Below are 21865 nucleotides of genomic sequence, written 5' to 3' on the forward strand. Positions count from 1 at the left end.
CCCAATTTCCGCTTCGCGAAAATGTCCCCTCCTTATCAAGGAGGGGAGTTTTTTGTTCTTAACATCATAAAATCGTTTCCTTCCACATGTCATTCTTTTCTGCTAACAGCGCGCTCGACGTTATCAAGCACCTGCTTCTCATTGCGCTGGCGGGGGCGGTGTTGGTGCTGGGTTTTTTCTACGTGTACCTGCCCATGAGCACCCACCACGGCGAGACCATTACGGTGCCCAAAGTGACGGGCATGAACGTAGCCGACCTGGAGAACTACCTGGAAGAGCGGAAGCTGGCCTACTTCGTGGACGACTCCAGCTACAGCGCCAACATCCGGCCGTTTACGGTGCTGGTGCAGGACCCCGCGCCGGGCGAAAAAGTGAAAGAAGGCCGCAAGATTTACTTGCAGGTGAGCATGAAAAACCCGCCTGTGATTAAAATGCCTAAGCTCACCGATGGCTCCGCAAAAAATGCCATGCTCATTCTCAAGAGCTACGACCTGGTGGTGGGCCAGATTCAGCTGGTGCCCGACCTGGCCCAGAATGCCGTGCTCAAGCAGCTGGTGAATGGCAAGGAAATAGCGCCCGGTGCCCCCATTGCCAAAGGCACCAAGGTAGACCTGGTAGTTGGCGACGGCCAGGGCAACCAGACCTTTGCCGTGCCCAACCTCGTGAACATGCCCGAAGACGAGGCCATCACCCTGCTCGTGGGCCAGGGCCTGCAAAAAGGCGAAGTGTTTGAGCAAGCCGCCGAAGACGGCCAGGTGCCCGGCACGGTGGTGCGCCAGCGCCCAGTGGCCGGCCCCGACGCCACCATCCGGATGGGCCAGCTGGTGGACATCTGGGTAGCCAAATAATTTCGTACCCCAAACGCACCAAGCGGTGCTTTGCGTCCAGATGCCGGCCAGAAATGGTTGTTGCGGCCCTGGGCACAAAGCACCGCTTGGTGCTTCTGCACTTTTTTCATCACTGCCGCCGTTAGGTTCACAAAGCCTGTTTCTATGATGACACCCTTCCGCTCGTATTGCCACTGGCTGCTGCCTTCCCTGCTGCTGACCGGTGGCGCGGCTTCGGCCCAGGTAGCCCTGCCCCTTGCCGCTGACCCAGCCCGTGCCGCTTTTGCCCCTACCAGGGCCGACCTGCAGCTGGCCCGCCGGGGCACGGCCGCACTTGCGCTGCCGTTCTTCGATGATTTTACCTCGCCCCTTGAAGGCACTCCGAGGGCGCAAAACTGGCTGCCCTCCGGTGGCGCGTTGGTAAGCAACCGGCTGGCTGTGGCGCCCCTTACCCGTGGTGCCGCCACCCTCGACGGCCTGCGGGCCAATGGCCAGAGCTACAGCGGGCTAGTTACGGGTTCCTATGGGAGCATCGACTCGCTGACATCGCAGCCCATCAACCTGAGAGGCCTGACCGTGAACGACCAGGTATACCTGAGCTTTGGCTGGCAGGCCGGCAGCATTGTGGGCGCGCCCAACCGCGACATCAATAACAACCGGGTGCGCCTGGAGCTATTCGCCAAAACGGCTACGGGCACTTGGGAGTTAGTGTGGTCTTATCGAAGTCTGGGCCAGCGCACGGCTTTTCGGCAGCAAGTCGTCGACTTGAACCAGACCAGGTTCCTGCACAGCGACTTTCAGTTTCGGTTTGTGGCCAGCGGCAACCGCTCGGACAACAGCGATGCGTGGAGCGTGGACTACGTGGTGCTCGACCGCGGCCGTACCCGCGGACTGGCTGACACCACCTTTGTGGACATTGCTACCAGTGCCGGCTTGCGCGGCGGTATCCCGTCAGGTGGCTTGCGCAGCCCCTTGCGCCGCTACACGGCCATGCCGGTGTGGCAATTCAATGCTGCTTCGCCCCCCGCCAGCGAGCTGAACCCCCGTCTGGGGGTGAACCTCAGCAACCTCAATGCCGGCCTGCTGCCCATTCCCATCGATGTGACCGGTACCGTGCGCGAACTCCCCTCGGGAGCTTCCCTTGGCACCTGGCTACAAATCAGCCGCCCCCTGCCGGTAAATCCGCGGCAGGACAGCGTGACCGGAGCGGCCAGCCGTGTAGCCGTGCCCATTACGCCCAACCCCAAAACGCTCCGCTACACCCTCGCCCTCAACACCCAGGAGTCCAACCCGCGCACGTTGGCCAACGACACCATTTTCCGCGACGTGGAGCTCAACAACTACTTCGCCTACGACGACGGCACCGCAGAAAATATTACCCAGCTCGTGCCCTACTCCACGGGCCAGGCTTCGGCCTTTGCGTACCGAATCGACCTGAACCAGCCCGACCATGTGCGGGCGTTGCGCATGTACCCCGTGTTCACGGCCTCGGACGCGGGCAGTCGGTCGGTCACCATCACGGTTTGGGGCAATAACGGGGGCCTGCCCGCCAGCACTCCCCTTGCCACCAAAACGGCCACCATCCCCAACCCCCTGCCCGCGGGCTTCCAGTATTTTGAAATCACGTTTGACTTGCCGGTGCCCGTGACCGGGACGTTTTTCGTGGGCTACTCCCAGCCCTCGCAAGGCCGCGACCTGCACTACGGCCTCGACCTGAACAACACGTTTCCGGACGGCTACCTGGTGCGGCGTGATAACACCGGCAACTGGAGCTCGGTAAACTTCTTTCCGGCCGACCCCATCCGCCGTGGCGCCCTCATGATGCGGCCGGTGATGAGCAACACCGTTGTCACGGCTACGGCGGCCGGCCGCAACGCCGGTGCCTACAGCCTATACCCCAACCCGGCGCGGGGCACCGTCAGCATAGCCGGGCCTGCCTTTGCCCGCGCCACCGTGCTCGATGCCGTGGGGCGCCGCGTGTGGGAGCAGCCCGCCGCGCAAGCAGGCCAGGCCACCCTCGTGCTGCCTTCGTTGCCAGCTGGCGTTTATACCGTGCAGCTTTCGCTAGCCAACGGCCGCACCATTGGCCGACGGCTACTGCTGGAGTAGCTTGGAGAAACCTCAGGCGATACAATTACGGCTCACAAAAAAGACCCGCCAGTATCCTGTCGGGTCTTTTTTTGGAAATAGATTCACGAAGTGAGCAGCTAGATAACTCCGAAAATGCCACGTGCAACGAGGCGCCCGGGATTTCTATCAATGCTTTGCCAATTACTTAGCAGGCATGAGCACGGTGTCGATAACGTGGGTTACACCGTTGCTGGAAACTACGTCGGCAATGGTCACGCGGGCCGTACCACCTTTAGCATCACGAATCATCACGTCGTTGCCATTTTTCGTCACGGTCAGCTGCTCGCCCTGCACGGTGGTGAGCACCTGGCCCGAGGTGAGGTTGGCGGCCGTGAGGCGGCCGGGCACCACGTGGTAGGTCAGCACTTTGGTGAGGGTCGGCTTCATTTCGGGAGTCACCAGGGAGTTCACTGTGCCGGCGGGGAGCTTGTCAAACGCTGAGTTGGAGGGGGCGAATACGGTGAAGGGACCGGCGCCTTTCAACGTTTCTACCAAGCCAGCAGCTTTCACGGCGGTTACCAGGGTGGTGTGGTCGGAACTGCCGGCGGCGTTGTCGACGATGTCCTTGTTGGGAGTCATCATGGCACCGCCCACCATTACGCCACCGCTCGTGGAGGCACCCGAGGTGGCGTTGTTCATGCCATTGGCGTTCATGCCGCCACTGGTGCTGCCGCTGCTGTTCATGCTGCCGCTGGTGGCCGCATCGGCATTATTATTCTTGTTGCCTTTGCGGGGCTTGGTTTTGGCCTTCATTTTATCGCCCGCGTCCGACTTGCCTTTGAGCTTCATCTTGCCATCGTCGGCCATCTTGGTCTTGGTCATCATACCATCGGCCTTGGTCTTGGTCTTTTCATCGTCACTCTTGGTCTTCACATCTTGAGCGAAGGCGGGCGCGGAGAAAGCGGCGGTCAGGGCGAGGGTAGCGAGGAATGGCTTAATATTCATGGTTGTGGGAGTGGGTGAGAAAAATAGTTAGGAGCCTTTATACGGTTGAAGGTGCTTAAGGATTAAAAACCAACTATTCACATCAATTACTGGGGTGCTGTGAGGGGCAAAAAAGGCTGCTCGGCCCATTGTTCAGCCTGCACTTTTTCCCTCAGCCTTGTCTCACAAATCGTTGATATTAATCCCGGCGCTGCCCGCTTTCGGCAGCAAACTTGGTTTATCTTGGCAGGCTCTCCTTCTTGTTTATGTCGAAAGAAATTAGGCCCTGGAAAACGCTGCACTCTGAACTTGTCTTTGAGCACCGGTGGTACCGGCTGCGGCGCGACACGGTGGAACTCCCTACTGGGCAGGTCCTCGACGACTACTTTGTGAGCGTGCGCCCCAACGTGGTCCTGACCTTTCCCCTTACCGCTGACAACCAAGTCGTCTTCGTGCGGCAATACAAACACGGCTTGGGGCAGGTGTTGCTGGAGCTTCCGGGTGGCGTCATCGACGAGGGAGAAATCGTACCGGCCGATGCTGCCCGGCGCGAGCTGCTGGAAGAAACCGGCTATACCGCCGACGCATTAGAGCCCCTATTACAGGTCAGCGACAACCCAACCAAGGACACCAATCTTATTCATTATTTCCTGGCCCGCAACGTGCGGCAGGTAGCCGCGCAGGCACTGGACGAAACCGAAGCCATAGAAGTCGTGACCATTCCGCTGGACCGGGTGGAAGAGATGGTTTTGCGCGGCGACATTCGGGTGGCCGGCTCGGTGGCGCTGTGCTTGCTGGCTTTGCGCCACTTGCGGCCATAAGGTTGCTCTTAACGCCGCTGCGCTTCTAGGCAGCGGCATTGACTAGGCGTTGATTGCATGCACGGTTGGACCCTGGCCGTTCGGTATCTTGTTGCTGTACATCCCACGGCCTATTCATCGAGCAACATCCTTTGCCAGCTGCTTATTATGCCCTACCGCCACGTCATCCGCCACCATACCTACACGTTTGCCGACCTGAAGTCGCTGCTGGCGCGGGCCTCGCCGCTGCGCTCCGGCGATGTGTTGGCCGGTGTGCGCTACCTACGGCCGGGCCCAGAACCGCCAGGAGTATTTGCAGCGCCCGGACTGGGGCCGCCAGTTGGATGAGGCCTCTCGGGCCCACTTGGCCAACCAAGTATGGACCGCATGCGACATTGTCATCATCCTGGCCGATGGCTTGTCGGCCACCGCCATCAACGAGCACGCCCTGCCCCTGCTGCGCTTGCTGCTGCCTCAGTTGCAGGAGGCGGGCTTCCGCCTGGGCCCCATTGTTCTGGCTGAGCAGGCGCGGGTAGCGCTGGGCGACGCCATCGGCCAGCTGCTTCAGGCGCGCCTTACGCTGGTGCTTATTGGCGAGCGGCCGGGGCTTAGCGCGCCCAACAGCCTGGGCGCTTACTTCACCTACGGCCCCCTGCCCGGCCTCACCGATGAAGCCCGCAATTGCGTCTCCAACATTCGCCCGGAAGGCTTGGCTTATTCCGCAGCTGCGACTAAGCTTTTCTTTCTGCTGCGGGAAGCACTGCGCCGCCAACTATCGGGAGTGAAGCTGAAAGACGACTCGGATTTGCTGACAGGCTAACCCCACTCTCCTCGCTGCCTGGGAGGCTTTCGGGCAGGGCCGTGCCCCTTGGGCTTGCTACCAAACTGCCTGGGCTACGTAAAACCAAGAGCAAGCTTTCTTCTATAACCAACTGCCATGAAGCTATCTTCCTGTCTCCGACTGACCGCCGGGCTGGTGCTGCTGGTTCCGGCCGCATGCAGCTACGACCTGGCCGAGCGCCCCACAGGTAGGCCCGTAGTGGCGGCCGTCGATAACACGGCGCCTACCGCCGCGCCCTTGCGCAACGTGCGCTGGGAACTCCGCGAACTGGCTGGCCAAACGGCTCCCCAAATAGAGCAAACGCCTTATTTATTGCTGCAAGAAGGCCGCGCCCGGGTGGAGGGCCGCGCGGGCTGCAATAAGTTTTCGGGTCCCTACACTGCGCCCGCCGTAGGCCAGCTGCGGCTGGGCCCGTTGGCTACCACCCGCAGCGCCTGCCCCGACCTGACCGTGGAAGGCAACTTCCTGCAGGCACTCAATCAAGCCCAGCATTATCGCATCAGCGGCAACATTCTCAGCCTCTACTCCGCCGACACTCTGGGGGCACCATTGGCTCGGTTTCGGGCCGTGACAGCCAAAAAATAGTCAATCCCCTACTCTTGAAGTTTGGCTGGTGTCCATATTATTATGGCATTTTAAAGGCAACACACCACATTAGCAGCCCTAGCTTGTCTTTTTTTGACCGGAGGAAAAGCCTACGGAAACCACATAATGAATAAAAATTTAATTTTTCTATTATCAAGTAAGAAATATTTTACTGGAATTTCAGATATATCATAATTATCCAGTAAGTCCAAAAACAAATTAGCTAGAAAAGGTGCCAACGTCCCTGGAATTTTGTACGTACCTTACTTGGGAATTAGCCACCCAGCCTTGTCTAGGGTCAGGTTTTCCGGTCATTATAGCGCCCTATTTTGCTACGTCTAGCCCACGTCCTGTTCATTACTCCCCCATGAGTGGGGCCATCGACAATTCCTGACCAAGTGCTATTTGCGCTTGGCTGCTGTGCCTGCCTTGTGTTGTATGGGCTATCTAGCAGCCTGCTAAATAGCTTCAGCGAAATAATTGGCCGCAACCTTGGATTTTCCTACGACTAGCGCTGCTCATGGCTGAGCGTGTGGTCCGCGTGTTGCACCAGCCTCTGCTTTAGTGGTCGCGTTGCCCAAGCACATATCCTGCATGGGAATTGCTGCTCACAGAGGAAAGGCCAGGAATATCGTCCTCAAGTCACTCTTTGACAGGCGATTGGCGCCAACTCAGAATGGGCAATGCTGATGCCCTCCGGCAGCTACAGGCAAATGTGTGCTGGCAGCGGTTGGCCCCAAGTGCCTTAGTCTCCCGCCTCTCCATTCAATTTTTGATGGCAACCGCTCTTGCCATCGGAAAAAATCCCACCGCTTTAAGTCCGAGTATGGAACAGGAAGCCAAGCTCCCCTCCCGTCAGTACGAAATCGATTTATTCCGATTCCTGGCCGCCTTAGCCGTTGTGTTGTATCACTACACCCACCGGGCCTACGGTGCCGATAACCTCAGTCCCGTTGCTTACCCTGAACTAAGCCCCGTCACCCGATATGGCTACCTGGGCGTTCAGCTTTTTTTCATCATCAGTGGCTACGTAGTGCTGCTTAGTGCGCAGGGCAAAACCGTGCGCCAGTTTTTCGTTTCGCGCGTTCAGCGGTTGTACCCGGCTTTTTGGGTTGCCTGCACCCTCACGTTTCTTGTTGTTCGTTTCTGGGGCACGGGCCCACTCAACGAGTTGTCGGCCCCGCTTCTCAACGTCGGTACTATTCAATACCTGCAGAACCTCACCATGCTCCAGGAGTTCTGGGGGCAGGTCAACGTCGACCAGGCTTACTGGTCGCTCACGGTGGAAATCAGCTTTTACTTTCTTATCTCTCTGCTGATTTCCTACAAACTCATGTCCCATATCAACTTTGCCATTGGGTTGTTGCTGGGGTACTCGATTGTAGCGCCCTATCTAAACGAGGCCAATACGGCTTTTCACTACCTGTTTTTCCCTCAGCACGCGCCTTATTTCATAGCGGGCATGCTCTTCTACCTGATGCAGCAGCCAGCCGGGCGCACCCGGGTGCGCTATGCGCTAATGCTGGTTGCGTACTTGCTAGCCATGCGCTACAGCCGCTACGGCATAGCCGAACACGGCGTTCAGGAAGCCATAGTACTGAGCGTAGTTACCTCGTTCTTCTTTCTGGTGGGCCTAGTCGCCTTTGGCTCACTCAACTTTGGACGGCAGGAATGGTTAGCCAAGCTGGGCGCGGTCACTTATCCACTCTATTTGCTGCACGGCTACATTGGCTACGTGGTGTTTCACCGATTCAGCCATTTGCTTGACCGGTACGTGCTGCTGGCCGGCTTGCTCGCCCTGATGCTACTCGCCGCTTACCTGATTTCAGTCTGGGTTGAAAAGCCGCTTGGCAAGCTGTTGGGCAGGCAGTTAAACAGGTTGTTGAACTACCTGGATGGCCCCAGTAAGTCGTCTGACAGCGGGATGGCTGCGGAGCACTCCCGTGGGCAGGCCAACCGTGCAACCAACCGGTTGGCAACTGCCGATGAGAAGCGGGAAACACAGCGAGCAGTAGCCCACTAAAGTGTGTGAACAGTGGCGATTAAGCGGTTATGTTGCTCCTTGAACAGCCATATAGAGTTCAACGAAGCAACTGTTGCCTTTTGAGGAATCCCGTGCGGCCTTGTTGCGTAGCCATCTGAAATGTACAGTTTTATCAACAGCAAAGGGCCCGGAAATCAGCTGATTTCCGGGCCTTTTGCTGTTGGGTGACTTCTGTTCGCGGTTACCTAAAGCTTGATAAAGCGTGCCCGCTGCAGGCCAGCCCGCACGAAATACAATCCGCCGGGGAGGCGAGAAACATCCAATTCTACTGGGGCCACGGCTGCAGGCTGGCGCTGCACAACCTGGCCGCTGGCATTCCAAATAGTAATTTCATCATTTGCCAATAAGCCGCTCACGACTAGAAGATTCTCAGCAGGCACTGGGCTTAGCACCAGCGCAGCGTTGGTTAGAGGGACCACGCTCACCACACCCGAGAAAGTAGCGGTGCCATCGAGGTCGGTTTGGCGGAGGCGGTAGTAGAGCAGTGGTTCGGCCGGCGCCTGGGCGTCGAGCATGGAATAGAAACGCGGACTGCTGCTCGTGCCGTGGCCGGCTACCTGCCCCACGTCCGTAAAGACCGTTCCGGTGGCACTGCGCTCCACAGTAAAGCTGGCATTGTTGCGCTCGGTTGCCGTTGCCCAATCAAGCTGAACTCCCGTCCGCACCGCCCGGGCAGTGAACTTCACCAACTCCACCGGCAATGGATTGGGTGGCGGCAAGAGTTGCTGCAGCGCATCGTACCAGCGCACCGCCATTTTCTCCTCACCTACTTGGTTTGGATGAATGCCGTCGTACATGTCAGTGACGATGCTCATGCCGGTGTATTGGTCGACAATGACTACCGGCGACTGAGCCGTGTTCTTCTGTTTGGCCAAATCAGGCAGCAAGGCATTCAGTTGCCGAATGCCGTCATTTTCGTAGGGCGCTACCGAAACGGTGGGAATAATTTTGGCGAGCAGCACCTTAACACTGGGGTTCGCTTGCCGCACTTTGTCGATAATATCACCCAGTTCGCTGCGGGTGCTCGCCGGCGACTGCCCCATTCGGATGTCGTTGGTGCCGGCGTGGAGCAGCAGCACATCGGGGCGGTAAGATGCCGCCCAACCGCCAATTTTCTGCAATAACTCATCGGCCTTCCAGCCGGCGTGTCCTTCGTGGTCGGGGTCAAAGTCTGGGTTGGGTGCGGGAAAGCCATCCTTGTTGGTGGATTGGGAACCCACAAAATCTACCCTATAACCTCCCGCTCGCAGCTTATGCCACAGGGCCCGTCGGTAGCTATTGTAGTCCTTGGTGCCATGGGTGATGGAGTTGCCAATAGGCATAATCCGCACCTGCGCGTGCGATAGGGCCGGGAAAAATTCGAAGAGCATCAGCAGCAAGCAGCTTACTAAAAGTAAGCTGGAACTCCGAGTGCTTGGAGCGATAATAGAGGTAGCGTGTTTTCGCATAAATAAGTTACCCGTCAATGATTCACAACGAGCTACCTAAGCCGGCCGTTCCTCTTTCAGGACCAAGTGTACTTATTATGCCCTACAATAGTTGCTTTGCTATAATTTATATAAGTAAACTTGGTCAAGCAGAGTCATTACCTCGCTGCTTTCAGCGTTGCTTCACCCATTACCACAGCTATTTCATGGGCTGTAGCCTAATGATAACCAGCCAACAATAGCATTGGATTATATTCTTTAATAAAAGTATCTCAGAACCCATTTCTCCTGCATGTTTAGTGGCAAAGACTGGCCTTTCTCATAGGCATCGATGAGCTTTGCTTCCTGTTCGTATCGACAGAAGAAACGACCAGAGAAGAAGCATCCGGCCAACGACGACCAAGGCAGAGCCAGCGACAAGCCTCTTCAGGGTTCATTTGGAAGCTGGGCCTGCATTTTTGGTGCGCGCCAAGCTCATGCATTGACCTTGGTCCTTGCTTGTCAGTTGGTACGTCATACCGCGAATGGCGTTCCGTCCGCAGTGAGTGAGCAGAAGCAACCTACAATCCGTTCTATGCATAAAGAAAAACCCCCTCTACAAGCTGCAGAAGGGTTTTTCAGTGGCCACGTTAGGAATCATACCTACCTACGCTGCCAGATTCAGCACACCCCAAAAAGTGGGCTTATGACCCCCTGGAGGCATCTTGTCCGAGACGTCTGTCTAAATCAATCTAGCTAGTATCGGGATTAATCGGGAGTTTCGTCCCCTCGTTGTCCCCTGACTGGGGACAATGCGTAGTTTTGGAAACTGCTTCACCCTTACTTCATGGCTTCCATCTCGTTTCTGCTGAAAGAACCCAATGCCACTAAGGCAACGCCTATTTTCGCGTTTCTGAGTTTCGATGGCCAGCGGTCCAAGATTTACACTGGCCTACGTATCTTACCCAAACAATGGCTCAAGGCCGACCAACTTGCCTAGGTGCGTGGCTATCCTGACAACGGAGCTCTTAACGATGCGCTTGAACTGACCCAGGAACAGTTGCTCACCTGCTACCGATAGCACCGTGCATTGGGACAACTCCCTTCGGTTGGGGCATTGAGGGAAGCAATTGTTCCCGCACCACTCGTGGTCACGCCTCCGCCCGCGCTCAGCTTCTGGCAGCACATAAGCGAATGGGAGGGCCAGAAGCGCGCCGCTAAGCGTAAGGGCGGACTCATTTTAGGGTTTTTCTTCCAAAAGGGCGGATTTATGCGCTAAGCCGTTCGTCAAAGTCTTATCAAAAAGGGAGCCCTTAAAACGCCTATAAAAAGGGCGATTCTAAGCATTCCAGCGGGTGTGTCAGACTTATGAAAAAGGGTTTCCTTTTCGACTGAACAGGTTCAAATAGCTTCCATGCTGCTAATAATTAATGATTTGACAGCTTAGTGAGTAAATTCTTCTTTTTGCAGGAAGAACTCCATGCTCAAAGGTCGACCCTAACTGAAAGCACCCAATAGACCAAGGCTGCCATAATTAATCATATTATCCCACTAGATAAAGGCAGTTTTATTCGAAATGTTGTAAACTCATCCTGTTTCGACTCGACAGAAATATTTCCTTTATGTATATTGATAATATCCTGGCTAATAAATAATCCTAAGCCTGTTCCTTGTGAAGTAGGCTTAGTGGTGAAAAAAGGGGAAAATAATTGCTTTAAATCAGAAGCAGATATACCCTTGCCGTTATCCTTTATTCTTACCTCTACGAATCCATCATAAGTAGAAATCTTAACCGTGAGCTTTGGTTCAAAGGTGTTATCTTTTTGATATTTTTCATTTAAAGAATAGACGGCATTGTTGAGCAAACTAAAAAGTACTGAAGCCATCTCTGCAGGCAATATCATTACAGATGAGTTGTTTACATTTTCATTCTTAATTAATTGAATTGACACAGGCATGCTATTACCTCCAAGTTCTTTCTTATAATTTAAAAGTTGACTTTCTACGAAGGAATTGATGTGCGTTTCTATAAAAACAGTTGACTTAGCTTTTAATAATTTGTCCATGCTTCTTACTATCCTGGTCAGACTAAATCCATGTTCTTTAATCTTTTCTGTGTTTACTTCCATCATTGCCAGTAAAGGCAAAAGTTCTGTCTGAACATATGCATCCGATGCATATTGATCTATTGCTAAAACTTCTTTGCTCTCCTGCACTAATTCAATTATTAGAGAAGCAAAATTGCTGACGTAATTCAAAGGATTAAGAAGTCTATCAACGAGTCCTTTAGCGAGTTCGCCTATAGAAGCCAGCTTTTCTTGGCGGATTAAATGTTCCTGTGCCTCTTTAAGGTCAATAAGCGTTTTTCTAAGGTCTTCCAACAAATCATCTGACTTTTTCTTTTCTATAATTAGCTCACTGGTACGGGCATCGAGTTCCTGGCGCGTCGTCGACAGGTCGGTCACCATCTTGTTGAACGCCGTGCCCAACTCCCCAATCTCATCGCGCGAATTGCTTTGCACGCGCTGGGTCAGGTCGCCCCGCCCCACCTTGGTGGCAGCATCCCGGAGCTTCAGCACCGGCACGGATATGTTTCTGGCAAGGCCAAAGCCAATTCCGATGCCGATGCTGAACACCAGGAAGCTAAAAAACAGCGAGGTGATGCGAATCTGCCGTTTGTCCTGCACAATTTCCCGGGTGGAGAACGCCAGCATAATTTCACCGGTCATCATGGGTGTGCTAAAACTGGCCCGCTTGACCACCGAAGAGTCACTGGAAGTGGCGTCAACGTTTATCTTCTTTTGTTCGGGGTAGTTCTTGAAGACGGTCCGGTTGATGCGGTAATGGGTACGGTTCGCGTTCCAAGTGGTATCAATCTGAAGCAAGCTTACAAACTGCAGAAGGGAGTCTTGCTTCACGAAGTCCATGGCCGTTTGCACGCCCTGGAAGTTCTGTTCGGTCATGGCAATTTTTACCCCCAATGCCACCGTGTTGGCTTGATTTTGTACGTCTTTGTTGAAGTTGTTGAGCAGGCTGCGCTCTTGAATGACGGGCAGGTAGAAGAAGACAAAGAAGGAAAACAACAGGACAATGCTCGTCACCGCCAGCCAGATTTTGGTCTTGACAGTGAGGCGCATGTGACGGACCACATCCAAGAGGGCCGAATGACGTAGGTTGTTTACCATAACCGGCGGAATTTTGAGGAGAAGGACATGTAAATACTATCCTTATAAAAATTTCTTCCCGTCGATGGTGATGGTCTTGCTGCTCGGGGCGGGTTGGTTGATGACGCCAATGGCCCCGGTGGTTTGGGCAACGAACTCCGCTAGCTCGGCTTCGGAGTTGAAGAAGTTGGGCGCATCGGCTTTGCCTTGGAACACCAGCGCCAACCAGTACTTATTCAACTCGTTGGCGCTCATGTTGTAGATTTTCTTGCTGGTGCTCTGGCCGATGGGCGTGGTGGTTTTCAGCAAGGCGATGACCACTTTGCTGCCGTCGGGCCAGCGCAGCTTTTCGCCCTTCAGGGTCGACTTCAACTGCGCCAGCTTCATCTCGGGCGGCACCCCTTTGCCATTGCCAATAATCACGAGGTTCAGGTCCTGCGCGCGCGCCGGTGCGCGGCAATACACGAGGAGGAGCAGCACACAGAACGTAAATCGATACACCCAAGCCATAGAGAACGAATTAAAAGCCAACGGCCACCTGGAAGGTGACCTTGTCGGGGGTGGCGTGCACGGGGCCGTTGGCGTGCAAAGGGCTCGTGGTGTGTTGGTACTCAAGCTTCAAAACGGCCAAATAGCTTAGCTCGTAGCGCAGGCCGGCTACGATGGACTGGGTGTTGGTGGAAACAAAGTACACTTCCCGGTTACTGGTAAATCGAATGTCGTCGAAGCGGACGTAGGGAATGAATTTTTCGGTCAGGCGCAGGCCCGCATACACATAGGAGGCCACGGCGCGCTGCATGCCCAGGCTGTCGGACTGGCTGGAAACCATGCTGCTTTCGGCCAGCAGTTCGAATTTCTTGGAGGAAATCGAATCATTGTAGGAAATGGAGCCCGTCACGATGTCCTGGTTTATCCGGGTGAGGGCCACCGGCATGACCCCACCGCCTGCGTGGTGGTGCATGGTGCTGCCTTTCGAGATGGCATCGTGGTACAGGGAGGCGCCCAGCCGCATGCCGTCGGTGGGCTTGATGTGCACGGCCAGCGTCACGGACTTTACCGGGTTGTTATCCGCCACATCGCCCGACCCGATGCCGTTGCCCACCATGGCATCGTAGCCGAAGCGGATGCCGCCCAGGTTTTGCCCCTGCAAGCTCGCCCCTGTGGTGTGGAGCGGAATAATGCCTTTAGCAAACAGCAAGGGCCGGTCGATGGTGGGAAAAAATACCCGGCCATGGTGGTACGTGTCGTTCCAGTAGTTGACGGGCGTGTGGTGCTTGCCGAGCAAGACGCTGTGGTTGCCTGCGTAATTGTATTTCAGGATAATGCGCTCGACACTGATGTCAAAATTGGTAGGGGAGGCGAGGGAAAACTTAAACACGGTTTCCCCCAAAAAAGACAGGCGCTCCGTTATCTCGGAAGTAATGAACAAGTCTTGCTCGCCCAGGCCAAAGTTGACCTTGCCGTTTTGGTAGTAGGTCAGGGCGTCGACAAACCCGCGGATTTGGATTCGTTGAGCTGCAACTTTTTGAAGCCCCCCCAGCAACAGCACAGTAACTAATACAATAACATAAATGTATCTTGAAGTGTTCATACAAATCAGCTTCACATTATTAAGGGTAAGGAGCAACTACCAATTAGTTTGACTAAACCAGCAGATTCTTTTACAAGCGAACAGGAAATAAGGCACCTGATTCTAGGACTATACTTCGGCTAAGTACCGGTGCACGAAACTGATAGCTGTAGCGCCCTCGCCCGTAGCTGAGGCTACCCGAGCCATGGCTCCGGCCCTGACGTCGCCCGCCGCAAAGATGCCAGGCACCGACGTTTCCAACAGTTGAGGCTCGCGGGAATGCTGCCAGGATTGGCTATAATCGGAATGAAGCTGTACCTCCCGGCCCGTGAGAACAAAGCCCTGGGGATTTTTAAGAACTTCAACTGGCAACCAGTCCGTGAATGGACGGGCTCCAATAAAAATAAATAGGGTGTCGGCAGGTACAGTTTGAACGATGTCAGTGCGTTTGTTACACAGGTCCAAGTGTGTAAGATGGTCGGTACCGGTGGCCTTTACTACTTCTGTAAAGTTGCGCACAGTAATATTCTTGATAACTCGAATTTGTTCAATCAAATACGCAGACATGGTAGCGGCCAAGCTCTCGCCCCGAATGAGAATGGTGACCTGGGCCGCAAATTGCGATAAGTATACCGCTCCTTGCCCGGCCGAATTGCCCCCACCGCTCACATACACTTGCCGGTTGCGGCAGCTATTGGCTTCTGTAGTAGCCGCACCGTAGTATACCCCCGCCCCAGTAAAATCATGCACCCCAGGCGCTTCTAACTTTCGGTAGTCTACGCCCGTGGTGATAATGACACTGCGCGCCTGCAAGCTGCTGCCGTCACGCAAGTGCAGGATTTTGTAGCCGTCGCGCAGCTCGATGCGAGTCACTTCCTGCGGCATCAAAAACTGAGCGCCCAGGCGTGAAGCTTGGGTGGAAGCCCGCTGGGCCAACTCAGCTCCGCTCAGACCAGCTGGAAAGCCGAGATAGTTTTCGATTCGGGAGCTAGTGCCCGCCTGCCCGCCGGGAGCTCGTTTATCAATGAGCAGCGTTTTTAATCCTTCCGACGCCCCGTATACCGCTGCTGCCAAACCAGCCGGCCCGGCTCCAATGATGACTACATCGTACAAGTCAGCCGATGCCTCAGCGTGGAGTCCGATGCTGGTTCCCACCTCCGCAATAGTAGGACTCAGCAAATAATAACCGTTTTCCAAAAACAAGGCCGGCAGCTGTAGCGGGTCGATATGATTGAGCTCTATCAGTTCGCGGGCCTGTTCGGTGGCGGGGTATTCGAGCCAGCGGTATGGAATGAGATTGCCTGCCAGGAAGTCCTTAATATCGTGCGATTTGGGAGAGAAAGCGTGGCCAATGAGCTTGAGCCCCACAAGCTCGGCATTGTGGCCAAATTGCCAGGCTGCCAACTGGTCGTTTAGTACAGGGTAAAGCTTCTCAGCGGGTGGGTCCCAGGGCTTGAGTAAGTAGTAGTGTAGCTGCACATCGTTAATAGCTTTAATGGCAGCCTCTGTATCGGCATAGCCAGTAAGTAGTACCCGCCGTGCATCTGGAAATAGTGCCCTTGCCTGGTCAAGAAATTGCACTCCGTTCAGGTCGGGCATTCGATGGTCGGATACCAGTAGGGCCACAGGGCTACCGGCTTTTTTTAGCTCGCTTAATAACTCCAAGGCCTCTTGCCCCGATGCGACGCTGTGCACCCGGTAGTCAGCACGGTATTTGTCTTTCAAATCGCGCGCAATGGCTCGTAGCACGTGCGGGTCATCATCAACACAGAGAATGATAGGCTTAACCATAACAAACAAGTAAAAAAAAGTAAAGCTGTTATATGCAGCTCATCAAATCATACTACATGCCGACCGGTTGATGCCGGGGGAGACACACCTCAAATTCGGTATGGCCCGGCCTCGAATCCACCCGCACGGCACCGCCGTGTTGGCGCACGATGCGCTGCACCAAGTCAAGGCCCAGACCGGTGCCCTGCCCAGGTGCCTTCGTAGTGAAGAAGGGCACAAAAATCTGGCTCTGTACCTCGGTCGGGATACCCGGGCCATTATCTGTCACGGTTACCTGCACGAAGTTTGGGTCGTGGCGAGTAGCCACTCGTACCTGGGCACCAGGCTGGCTGCGTAGCGCGTCCAATGCATTATCAAGCAGGTTTGTCCACACTTGATTTAACTCGCCAGCCAGCGCCTTTACTAAGGGTAGCCCTGAGTCTAGTTCTTGTTGAAACTCTACCCCGGCCTCGCGAAACTTGTGAGAAAGCAGTCGACACGTATTCCGCAGACCTTCATTCAAATTCACATCCTGAGGGTCAGGGCTTTGGTCCATGTGTGTGTAAGTCTTTATAGAACTCACGAGCTCGGCTACCCGACTGGCTGCCTCACGCGCATCGGCAGCCAGTTGCTGAAGCTGCTGGCTGTGGTAGGCCCAGTGCAAAGCAAGGGATAATTGCACTCCCGGTAGCTGCCTAGCCACCGAAGCTAGTGCAACTTCCGTGCAGCCCGCTTCGGCTAGCTGCTCGGCTAGTGAGTCGGCTAGAGGTACCTCGCGGTCGGCCAGCCATTCGGCTAGGTCGTCTTCGAGGCTGGCCCGGCTCAGGCGCGAGAGGGAAGGCAGCGGCACTGTTGGTTTAAACAGGGCTAGGGATGCTGTGAGGGCTTCGGGCGCGGCGTGGACAGCTAGCAGTTGGATAGTCAGGTCGGGCAGGAACTGAGCGTGGCGGTTGAGGTAATCTACAGTGCTAGCCACGGCACCAATGGGGTTATTTAACTCGTGGGCCAAGCCAGCCGAGAGCTTGCCAAGCGCCACCATTCGCTCATTCTGCTGGTGTACCGCAGTGGTTTCGCGCACGCGCGTAGTCATTACACCTACCAGCGCTTGGGTCAGCTCGAAGTAGTGAGCAGCCATGTGCTGCGTAAGGTGGCGCGGAATTGCGAGGATGGTGGTGGCCTGGGTGGCCTGCGCAACTCCTTTCGCCGTAGTCATGCGTGAAAATGGCAGGTATCCCGATACCATCCCTGGCTCATACCGAATGATGCCATGGCCAGGGTGTTGCGGGTCGAATAAGCGAAGCTCGCCCTTTAGCACCACATGGGTATGCGTTACTACGTCGCCTAGACCGTGCAACTGCTGACCAGATGTAAGCTCCTGCCGCTCGGCATTCCCAAGCAACCAAGCTAATTGCGGTCGGGGCACCTGCGCAAACAGGGGGTAAGCTGCTAATGTATCTAAGTCGTCAATTGTCATGCGGGTGGCTAGGTTTAACTTCTGAGTGATGCTGGCCTTACAGTAGAATATCGTTCACCGGCTGCATGCGGGGCGGCATATTGGTTTCATCAAGCATCTCTCGCAAGTCGATTTCAATGTTGCGGCACAGTGATGTCATAGGCACGTCGTTAATGTAGTTTTCAAACGGGTCCTCGCTATTGTCGCCCACAATTTCAATGGTGAGAAAAATCCAGGAAATCAGCACGGAAAAGGGGATGGTCAGCCATACGAAGCCCACGCCTTTGAGCATGCTGAACTCGCTCACCAGACCCAAAGGCAACAATGCGACGAAAATCCAGACGAAAAGTGTACTGAAGTAGGCATACTGGCGTGGGAAGGGCGTGTTCTTGATGCGCTCGCACGCGCCCTGCAGGTTGTAGCACTCCTTGAGGGTTGCCATCAAGTCCACGTGACGAAAGTCATCGAGCAGGCCCTCTTCCTGCAGCTCTTGCAGCCGTATGCTTTGCCGGTGCAGAAGTTGCGTAGCAGGGTTCGCAAGGAGAGCCACGCGGGCGTACTCATCGGGCGAAAGAAAATCTTGCACTTGGGGGTCGCCGGGCGCCCCCACGGGCAGGCGCAGGTCGGGCACATGGCTCAGGTTGCGTCGGTCATAGATGGTGGTGCGTCGCAGTTGCAGACGCAGCGCGTTGAGCCACGCCAGTTGGCGGTATATCAGTTCCTGCTGGGTAGCGTGCAGTTCCGCGGCCGGCAGGGGCAGCAGTGCCAGACGGTTGGATACGTAGCCGCGAACCTGAGTGGCCCAAACACGACTCTGGTTGACGATTCCACCCCAAACTTTGCGGGCCTCCCAAAACCGGTCGTACGACTGGTTGTTTTTAAAGCTCAGGTAAAAGGCGACGGCAATGCCGATGGTACTTAGCGGCAGAAAGGGCAGGCGGATATCCAGGCCCTGGTGTCGGCGCAGGTACTCGTAGCCTAGTGTTACCACCGTGGCCCAGACCGTGAAGCCCAGCACATTTTTCCAGGCAAACTGCCAAATCAGACTGAATCGAATAGAACGGCGAACGTACATAACGAGTTAAAGATTATGAAAATTTTAATCTGTTACTATCTAAAACAATAGCTCTTCCAGCACTTCCTTGGTGTTGATATCTAATCGCTGAAATCGGCGCAGCTCTTGGAATGAAGGAAATTCACGGTCGGTATTGACGATGATTGCGCTTATCACGAATAAGTATTTACCCATGAAGGACGTGTGCTGAATGAGGTGGTCGATTTGCTTGTCCGACGCCTCCAGAATAACTTCAGTTGCTTCACGCAGTGGCTGTTTGGCAGCCAATACCCGCTCGCGCTGAGCGTACAGCAACTTGGTGAGAGTATGCTGCTGATAGTTATCAGACGGGGAAGTAGCAGGCAGCGGCACCTCGTCGCGTATCTTCTGCAAAGCCAGCGCTGCGGCGCCACAGCAGGCAGATACTCCTTGTTGGCCTACGCGCAAAATTTTGCCCAACTCACCCTGCGCCGAGAGGCCGATGTGTGGGGCATAAAAAATCAGAGCTGCCCCGTCGTCAGGCACGTGGTGGGCGAAGGCAAGTAGACCTGTCAGCCCTACAAAGGGGTAGCCGTCTAGGCCGCCCAGGTTAAAGGGCCCTAGCATTTGGCGGCCTTCTTCGGGGTAGGCTATGGCGTTCACATCATCGGAGCAGATGGAGTGCGCCAGCAATATCTGGTTGGGCTCCAGCTGATATTTTTCTTTTAAAACGTCCAGGGTGCGACGTATAAACGTGCCTGAGTCAACGGCATTGGGGTAGTGCTGTCGCACCAGGTCAAGCATCATAAATAAGAACCGGAAATGAGAAGAGAAGAAGAAAGCAGCCGTAGCTTAGGCACCTTGGTAGCGCAGCGTCAGAATCGTGATATCGTCGAACTGCGCATTGGTCCCAATGAATTCTTTGACCGACTCGTAGGCAAACTCCGTTATGGCCTTTGGGGAAACAGCCGAAGTTTGCGCTGCCAGCAGCGCCTTTACGCGGGCCATTCCGAAGCGCTCACCAGCACGGTTGTTGGCATCGGGCACCCCGTCGGTGTAGGTGAAGAGTGTATCACCGGGGTTGAGTTGCAGCGTCTGCACCTGGTAGGGGAAGTCCTCGAGAATGCACAGGGCCATGCCCCCGCGCTTGGGCACTGACTCTATTGTATTGTCGCGACGCAAAATCAACGGCGACTCGTGGCCAGCGTCGATGTAACTGACTTCGCCTGTCTTGGTGTTTAAAATACCAAGGAAGGCTGTCACAAACATCATAGAGTAGTTTTCTTCACTCAAAAAGCCATTGATGCGCATCACTTCGTCTTGAATAGAGCCGCAGTCTTTATTAGAGAAATGACTTTTGAAGATGGCCTTCGTAATGGCCATAAATAGCGAAGCAGGCACGCCTTTATCCGACACGTCGCCAATTAGAAAAAATAACCGCTCCTCATCCATTAGGAAGTAATCAAACAAGTCGCCACCCACCATTTTAGCCGCTTTGAGCATGGCGTGCAAGTCGAAATCAGTGCGATTGGGGAACGGTGGAAACACCTTTGGCAGCATGGCCTGCTGGATTTCCTGCGCGATATCAAGGTCGTTCTGAATAGCCAAGAGCTGGTCGTGCTCGCGCTGAGCCAGCACTAGCATCGACACATGGTCAATGGTCCTGTTAAGTGTTACCTCCAGGTCTTCGAAGCTGATGGGCTTGGTCACGAAATCGAACGCACCACGATTCATGGCTGTCCGGATATTATCCATGTCGTTGAAGGCAGACACCATTACGGCCTTCACAAACGGTTTTTTGCGGTCATTTAAATGGGTCAAAAACGTTAGCCCGTCCATCTCCGGCATGTTGATGTCGGATAAAATCAGGCTGATGTCGTCGTGGGCATCTAATTTGTCGAGGGCTTCTTGGCCGTTTGAAGCAAAGATGAATTCAAAGCTTTTATCGCGAATTTGCCTACGGAAACGCTGCGTTATCAGCATTTCCATATCGGGCTCATCGTCGACGCTCAAAATTTTGATGACCATAATATCAGGTTGTTATTAAAGTGAGTGAGGTGGCAAGCAACCAGCACTTAGCTAAGAGGCAGCTGAATAGTAAATTCCGTGTAGACACCGGGCACCGATTCCACTGTTAGAGTGCCGTGGTGTATCTCATTTACAATGCGTTGGCTTAGGGACAAGCCAAGCCCAGTGCCCTTGCCCATGGGCTTTGTGGTGAAAAAAGGCGTGAAGAGTTTTTCCTTCACGGCTGCTGGAATTCCATCACCATTGTCTCGAATTTTTACTTCCAGGTGGTCGCTCAGTCGCTGCGACGACACGGTGATGGTGGGCTTATAAGCTTGATCAAGCCGGCTTTTGCGGCGCTCGTTTACTGCATAGCAGGCATTAAGCACCAGGTTGAGCACCACCCGATTGAATTCGTAAGGAGCAAGCGCCACTTCGCCCATGGCGGGGTCGAGTTGAAACACAAGCGACACAACAAAGTCTTGGTCACCTGCCCGAATACCCTGATATGCCAGCTTGGTAAACTCCTCGAGCAGCACATTGAGGGCAGTGGGCGCAAAATGTGGCCCTTCATCTCGATTTTGGGCCAACATGCTTTGAATGAGACGCTCGGCGCGTTGCGCGTTCTCACGAATGCGGCCGATATTATCATTAAGCATGGTTAACAAGTCGCCCAGTTCTCCTGCTTCAGGCGTGGCAGTCCACTTGGCGCTCAATTCTACAAGGTCGGTTAAGAGGTCCGCCGACAGTGTAGCGTAGTTGCTTACGAAATTGAGTGGATTTTTTATCTCGTGCAAAATGCCCGCTGTAAGCTGGCCAACGGAAGCCAAACGGTCAAGCTGCGCCACCTGGGCGTGCAAGACGGCTATGTCGGCGGGAGAGGCACTAAGGTCAGTGGCTGACTCAGTTCCTTCTATTCTGGGGTTCATAGGATGGCCTAAGTAGATGTTGTTAAAATCATTTTCTCTTTGGCAGCCAATAATTTAACTTGTCGTTCAATGCTGTTTTACTTGCTTCTGCTTCCTTCAGTAGCGGGTCGGTAACGTCAGAATCTTTACAATGTCATTGCCTATCCATAGCCTCGGAATCGTTCCTTTGGAGGTAGACGTGATTGTAGAAACGAAAGAAACAGCTTAGCATACGCACCCCATGCTCTGCCTTTAGCCTAGTCGTGCGGGGGCAGTTAGGCCGTGCTGTTTGGTAGTCGCACTATTAATGAAAGGGGTATCCATGGTTGTGTAGCTTTTGCCTTGTGTAGGGAGCAGGCATAACTTACTATTTTTAAATGCGTCCCTAACCTGAACGGTAGCA

At 54.5% G+C, this 21865-nt stretch carries 19 protein-coding genes; 8 read left to right on the top strand and 11 right to left on the bottom strand.

Features of this window, described 5'->3' with window-relative positions; all coding sequences use genetic code 11:
• Nucleotides 1-86 precede the first annotated feature (86 nt).
• Nucleotides 87-848: a PASTA domain-containing protein gene (locus ACP7AJ_RS19170; protein WP_426061814.1), complete on the top strand. Its 762-nt coding sequence runs from the start codon at nucleotides 87-89 to the stop codon at nucleotides 846-848.
• A 144-nt stretch (nucleotides 849-992) separates the two neighbouring features.
• Entirely contained in the window at nucleotides 993-2936 is a 1944-nt protein-coding gene (locus ACP7AJ_RS19175) for a T9SS type A sorting domain-containing protein (protein WP_426061815.1), read from the top strand.
• Nucleotides 2937-3098: 162 nt separating this feature from the next.
• Here ACP7AJ_RS19175 and ACP7AJ_RS19180 read toward each other — a convergent pair whose 3' ends face one another.
• The gene (locus ACP7AJ_RS19180) at nucleotides 3099-3611 is read right to left on the bottom strand and encodes a fasciclin domain-containing protein (RefSeq protein ID WP_426061855.1); all 513 of its coding nucleotides are present in this window, start codon (nucleotides 3609-3611) and stop codon (nucleotides 3099-3101) included.
• A 536-nt stretch (nucleotides 3612-4147) separates the two neighbouring features.
• On the opposite strand from ACP7AJ_RS19180, the gene ACP7AJ_RS19185 reads away from it, so the two are divergent.
• From ACP7AJ_RS19185 to ACP7AJ_RS19205, 5 genes are all read left to right on the top strand, one after another.
• On the top strand, nucleotides 4148-4702 hold the full coding sequence (locus ACP7AJ_RS19185; protein WP_426061816.1) for an NUDIX hydrolase: 555 nt from the start codon (nucleotides 4148-4150) through the stop codon (nucleotides 4700-4702).
• Between the two features lie 57 nt (nucleotides 4703-4759).
• Entirely contained in the window at nucleotides 4760-5029 is a 270-nt protein-coding gene (locus ACP7AJ_RS19190; protein WP_426061817.1) for a hypothetical protein, read from the top strand.
• Nucleotides 4941-5501 carry an ethanolamine ammonia-lyase subunit EutC gene (eutC, locus tag ACP7AJ_RS19195; protein ID WP_426061818.1) on the top strand — a complete coding sequence of 187 codons (561 nt, stop codon included), beginning with the start codon at nucleotides 4941-4943 and terminating at the stop codon, nucleotides 5499-5501. Before ACP7AJ_RS19190 ends, eutC begins: the two co-directional genes overlap by 89 nt.
• Nucleotides 5502-5618: 117 nt before the next feature.
• Nucleotides 5619-6107: an META domain-containing protein gene (locus tag ACP7AJ_RS19200; RefSeq protein WP_426061819.1), complete on the top strand. Its 489-nt coding sequence runs from the start codon at nucleotides 5619-5621 to the stop codon at nucleotides 6105-6107.
• A gap of 826 nt (nucleotides 6108-6933) precedes the next feature.
• Nucleotides 6934-8130 (top strand): acyltransferase family protein, encoded by a 1197-nt coding sequence (locus ACP7AJ_RS19205; RefSeq protein ID WP_426061820.1) that lies wholly within the window; start codon nucleotides 6934-6936, stop codon nucleotides 8128-8130.
• 206 nt (nucleotides 8131-8336) lie between these two features.
• On the opposite strand, the gene ACP7AJ_RS19210 is transcribed toward ACP7AJ_RS19205, so the two are convergent.
• Complete coding sequence (locus tag ACP7AJ_RS19210) at nucleotides 8337-9521, bottom strand: GDSL-type esterase/lipase family protein (RefSeq protein WP_426061821.1); 1185 nt, start codon at nucleotides 9519-9521, stop codon at nucleotides 8337-8339.
• An 883-nt stretch (nucleotides 9522-10404) separates the two neighbouring features.
• On the opposite strand from ACP7AJ_RS19210, the gene ACP7AJ_RS19215 reads away from it, so the two are divergent.
• The gene (locus ACP7AJ_RS19215) at nucleotides 10405-10557 is read left to right on the top strand and encodes a hypothetical protein (RefSeq protein ID WP_426061822.1); all 153 of its coding nucleotides are present in this window, start codon (nucleotides 10405-10407) and stop codon (nucleotides 10555-10557) included.
• A gap of 538 nt (nucleotides 10558-11095) precedes the next feature.
• Here the strand turns inward: ACP7AJ_RS19215 and ACP7AJ_RS19220 are convergent.
• The 9 genes from ACP7AJ_RS19220 to ACP7AJ_RS19260 form a co-directional block, all read right to left on the bottom strand.
• Nucleotides 11096-12742 (bottom strand): ATP-binding protein, encoded by a 1647-nt coding sequence (locus ACP7AJ_RS19220; RefSeq protein ID WP_426061823.1) that lies wholly within the window; start codon nucleotides 12740-12742, stop codon nucleotides 11096-11098.
• Nucleotides 12743-12784: 42 nt separating this feature from the next.
• Nucleotides 12785-13201 carry a hypothetical protein gene (locus ACP7AJ_RS19225; RefSeq protein ID WP_426061824.1) on the bottom strand — a complete coding sequence of 139 codons (417 nt, stop codon included), beginning with the start codon at nucleotides 13199-13201 and terminating at the stop codon, nucleotides 12785-12787.
• Between the two features lie 40 nt (nucleotides 13202-13241).
• Nucleotides 13242-14312: a hypothetical protein gene (locus ACP7AJ_RS19230; RefSeq protein ID WP_426061825.1), complete on the bottom strand. Its 1071-nt coding sequence runs from the start codon at nucleotides 14310-14312 to the stop codon at nucleotides 13242-13244.
• Between the two features lie 108 nt (nucleotides 14313-14420).
• Complete coding sequence (locus tag ACP7AJ_RS19235) at nucleotides 14421-16082, bottom strand: FAD-dependent oxidoreductase (RefSeq protein WP_426061826.1); 1662 nt, start codon at nucleotides 16080-16082, stop codon at nucleotides 14421-14423.
• 52 nt (nucleotides 16083-16134) lie between these two features.
• Nucleotides 16135-17535: a sensor histidine kinase gene (locus tag ACP7AJ_RS19240; protein WP_426061827.1), complete on the bottom strand. Its 1401-nt coding sequence runs from the start codon at nucleotides 17533-17535 to the stop codon at nucleotides 16135-16137.
• Between the two features lie 37 nt (nucleotides 17536-17572).
• Complete coding sequence (locus ACP7AJ_RS19245) at nucleotides 17573-18589, bottom strand: bestrophin family protein (protein ID WP_426061828.1); 1017 nt, start codon at nucleotides 18587-18589, stop codon at nucleotides 17573-17575.
• A 39-nt stretch (nucleotides 18590-18628) separates the two neighbouring features.
• Complete coding sequence (locus ACP7AJ_RS19250) at nucleotides 18629-19354, bottom strand: hypothetical protein (RefSeq protein ID WP_426061829.1); 726 nt, start codon at nucleotides 19352-19354, stop codon at nucleotides 18629-18631.
• A 45-nt stretch (nucleotides 19355-19399) separates the two neighbouring features.
• Nucleotides 19400-20575, bottom strand: a complete 1176-nt coding sequence (locus ACP7AJ_RS19255) for a PP2C family protein-serine/threonine phosphatase (protein WP_426061830.1) — start codon at nucleotides 20573-20575, stop codon at nucleotides 19400-19402.
• Between the two features lie 47 nt (nucleotides 20576-20622).
• Nucleotides 20623-21483, bottom strand: a complete 861-nt coding sequence (locus tag ACP7AJ_RS19260; protein WP_426061831.1) for a sensor histidine kinase — start codon at nucleotides 21481-21483, stop codon at nucleotides 20623-20625.
• Nucleotides 21484-21865 lie beyond the last annotated feature (382 nt).

The sequence above is a fragment of the Hymenobacter sp. B1770 genome, from assembly GCF_049896385.1.
In the GTDB taxonomy this organism is placed as follows: domain Bacteria; phylum Bacteroidota; class Bacteroidia; order Cytophagales; family Hymenobacteraceae; genus Hymenobacter.